Below are 4,280 nucleotides of genomic sequence, written 5' to 3'. Positions count from 1 at the left end.
GACTGGCGAGCTGCCGTTCCGCGGCGAGAAGCGGATGTTGATCGTGCAGATTCTCAATGATGAGCCTCCCAGCCCGAGAAAACTCAACAGCCGCGTGCCGCGAGACTTGGAAACCATCTGTCTCAAGTGTTTGGAAAAGGAACCGAACAAGCGCTATGGCACGATGTCGGAATTGTCTGACGAATTGCGGCGTTTCCTCGGAGGTGAGGCGATTCAGGCACGGCCAGTGGGCAAATTGGACCGCGGTTGGCGTTGGTGTAAACGCCAGCCGCTCTTAGCCTCGTCGGCAGCGGCCGTACTCGTCTCATTCGCCGTCGCAGTTTTGTTCGCATGCTTCAATGCAGTCGAACGAAGTCGGGCTGACGCGGCGCGACGCGAATCGGATCTTGATGCGTATTCTGCCAGCGTCTTGTACGCACATCACGAGATCGAAACGGGAAGCACAACTCGAGCATTCGATATTCTGCAGAAATGCTCCGTAAGCCTGCGTGGATGGGAATGGTACTTCCTTGACCGAACTGCCAACTGGGAAATCCTTCGTGTCCGCAACGCTGCATTTGACACAACCGCTATCACAATTAGCGCGTCCGGTCATTTGGTGGCCACAGCACATGCGAGCGGCAAGGTAATGATTTGGGATACGCGGACAGGCCAGGATAAAAGTCTTGTAACCGGAAAGCTTCCTGTTTGGGGCGTGGCAATTAGTGATGATGAGAGTTTGTTAGCGGCCTCACTTGCAGCAGCCAATCCAGATGGTCTTCCGACCCCACCGGATGTTTCGAGAGGTTCCGATTTGAATGTGCCAGACTCAAGTACCTCAAATAACGCTGTACCACTTCAAGCAATTGAATCGGACTCGTCAGACATTTTCCAGGGCGGTGAAGTCCATGTTTACGAGTTATCTACCGGCAAACTGCTCTCGAAAAGAGCTCATTGCGGTCGTGAACATAGTCTCGCATTTATGCCCGGCAGGCGGCAACTCGTATCGCCGTCGCCAGACAAGACCGTGCGCGTGTGGGATGCCACGACTGGGCATGATGAAAAGGTCTTTAAGGGTCACACATCTCAGCCGATTTCGATTGCCGTGAGCGCCGATGGGAGCCACATTGCATCCGGCACGGGCGATCATTCATGGATTGGTAAGCGAGTACGCTTTGAGACACTCATCTGGAGATTGGACACTAACGTGCCCGTTTTCCGACTCGCCAATACAGGAAGACCTTTAGGTTTTCTCGCCGACAACCGGTCCGCTATAACGGTGGACTCTTTGCATCGCGCAGGATTAATGCAGTACGCGGACCTCTCTACGGGCACGTTTCACGTGGGTGCGGTCTCCCGTTCCGGTGGACTCTTAGCCTTTCTGGACAGTGGGGGAGGGGTTAACATCACCAATGTGGTGGCCGAGCAGCCTGCGCCCGAATCAGAGATGTACGCTCATGTCGGAACAGTGGGGACGCGACTAATCCCAGTGAGCCGACGGCCCGCGTTCACGATCCATGACCGCCTATTATCCTTAAGTCATTCTGGCACCCGGCTTGCGTGCGCCAACAGCTTCGATGCTGAACTTGACCTCGGCGAGTCTTTGAAGAAGCTGCACGCCGCTGGTCGCTTGCCCTCGGGTCCTCAACTGCAAGTTGTGGACTTATCAGCAATTCTGCCAGCGGAAATTAATGGACCCATTCGCGAGAACGTGCGTTTCAATGAATCGCTCGCAAGTCCCGATGATCGGCACGTCGCATTTATCGGCGATATGGAAGCGATAATCGCGGACGCACGGACCGGCGCGACAAAATTGGACTTGGCTCAGTCGTCAACGCGCGTCGGCTGGAGCAATGACGGCAACCGACTCGCAGTTGCTACTTCGGAAAACGGCACACAGATTTGGGACACGAATACTTGGAAAAAAGTCGTGACTTTGCCCACGCGCCCTATTCTGTGTTTGGGTTGGCGTCCAAACAATCGAGACATCGTGATGATGACGGATGCCTGGCAGGTGCAGGTCTGGAATATCAATACCAATCAACTCGTGGCGTCCTACGATTTAGATTATAAAGCTGATGTCGCTGAAATGGCATGGAGCCCGTCTGCCGATAGATTGGCGATCGCAACTTTGCACGGTCTTTTCGTCTGGGACTTTGCCGATACGACTCTAGCACAGACCTTGGATTGCCCCATTTCTTCGCCGATCGTCTGGAGTGCCGACGGAAAGCTGTTAGCTGGGCGTGGAGCGGACGCCAAGAGTCAAAACAGCGTGATGGTCTGGGAAACTGAGCAATGGACTGAACGATTCTTACATACGTTTGATGATTTAGCACCCAACCGCTTGTGTTTCAGCCCGGACGCTCAACGACTAGCGATCTCGGTTGAAAGCCTCGCCTTTCAAGAGGGTGCGGTTCAAGGCCTTCCGTATTCAGTGGCCCGCGGAGTCCTTCTGTGCGAGACCGAATCGGGAAGAGAGCTCCTGCACATCCGTGACGGTTCGATAAAAAGGTTGCCACTGGGAGTGCACTTCAGCCGCGATGGGCAACGGCTGTTTATTACAGGCCAACGCGATGATTGTTTTACCCTGCAGATGTGGGACGGAAGTCCACGAGCTCGAGTGTATATCGAACGCTAAACGCCACGGACTAAAATTGTGACGCTTTTACATGACGGACGACTCCTGCGAACTTACTTGTAACACAAACTAGAAGAAACTTGCAGCTAATACACGCGCGAAACAGGATCGTCCCCCGTTCGAGGGCCGAGAATATGAAATGTTCGGGACGCATGTCACTTTGGCACTCGCATTTCCCGATCAATTTGGCCGCATTGCAATCACTGCCGTGCAGAACAAGCCGAGACCCCTACTGCTGTGCACGTCCAAGCTACGATGCGACAAGTGTTGGAGCCGGTCGAAAGTCGCGGCGCGGGCGCTCGGGTTTGGCGGCGCTAGTTGAGCGAAAGTCTCCTGGGTCGTGTGATCGGTCGGAGTCGCGGATTGAGCTTGGGCGTAATATGTTGCGGAGTGATTCACTGGCGCGACGTCGACCGCGTTCGGCGTCCTGGAGGCAGGGCATTTCGCCGTAGTCTTCAGGATGTGGCAGCGAGTTGTGCAGGGGCGAGAAGTCTGACACGGGCTCGGATGCGGTCGTGGGGCGAGGTACAATTCTGCCGGCCACGCGTTGTGCCTCGTCACGAGCATTCGAACGCCGACGATTTCGTGCTTATCCGGCCGCATGGATTCTTGGATGCGGTTTGGAAGTACTGGCCAAGCCGACCCGTAGGTTGCGTGCTTACGGGGCCGAAATTGCTGTGGCAATGGTTATCTCACTACCAAATAACCTTCGGCGTAGCTCAATCAAGTTTGGCAAGAGACGCGCAAGAAGTACCACCGACTGTCGTATTCCTTGAGATGTGGGAAAACAAGCCGTCGACCCCGCATTCCGTATCGCAGCTCAAGGACTTACTCGAGTCTTGCGACGATGGCAGCCTGAGGAATTGAATGTGCGGGTGTGGAACTGTTCTGGCAAGGGGGAAAACTATTTGCCAGCACTATTCGGACGAGGGATTGAGCTTCGACTGGATGATGCAAATGTCAAATTGGCTGAACAATCTGGTGGCCGCCGTGATCGTGGCCGGCGTCGTCTTGGTGACCAAAGGCGGTGGTGCGGCTTGTCGTCGCATTCAGCCCAAGTGGGCGGGAGTTGTTTTCGCGCTGGTCATCGGCGGGGCGTTCGGTTTCGGAGTTGGCGCTGTCGTCACGTGGCAATTCTTCCGAATGTACTGCCCGCCAGAGTGGTTGAATTCGTTCATGGCTTTCACCGGGACTTTCTTTGCACTCATTGGCGCTATTGAAGCCACCACGACGGCCGCTGGCCTGGGAGGCACCACAAAAATCCGCATAGGCAAATAAGGCGAGTTCTGAGCAGGGCGCACGGCTCGGGCTGCTGGCTGACGCGGAAATCGAACTCCCGGCATCGCGCCACGAATTGCAACTACGGCAGTGTGGATTCACGGCGTCGTGGGAACTGTAGGAGGAGCTGACCAGCCACGAGATGAATGGCGGCCGTTCCGCCCTTTCAACCCTTATTTAGTCGCGGCAATGCTTGCGATTGAGTCCTAGAGGAGCATAATCAATGTCTGGCACATCTGACCCGTTCGCGGAGTTGCCGGCCATGCAGATTCGCTGCCCCCATTGCCATCATCCGATCGAAGTGGTGGACGAGAAGCTGTTGGACGAGCTGACTTGCCCCTCCTGCGGCAGCAACATCACGCTGATCAGCCGGGACACAACGGTC

At 55.4% G+C, this 4,280-nt stretch carries 2 protein-coding genes; both read left to right on the top strand.

Going from position 1 to position 4,280, the window contains the following annotated elements; all coding sequences use genetic code 11:
- On the top strand, positions 1 to 2,617 hold a 2,617-nt coding region (locus SGJ19_05750), incomplete at its 5' end, for a hypothetical protein (GenBank protein ID MDZ4779736.1).
- A gap of 981 nt (positions 2,618 to 3,598) precedes the next feature.
- Entirely contained in the window at positions 3,599 to 3,895 is a 297-nt protein-coding gene (locus tag SGJ19_05745; protein MDZ4779735.1) for a hypothetical protein, read from the top strand.
- Positions 3,896 to 4,280: the final 385 nt, after the last annotated feature.

Source organism: Planctomycetia bacterium, assembly GCA_034440135.1.
Taxonomy (GTDB): Bacteria; Planctomycetota; Planctomycetia; order Pirellulales; family JALHLM01; genus JALHLM01.
This window is presented reverse-complemented; position numbering and strand designations above follow the sequence as displayed.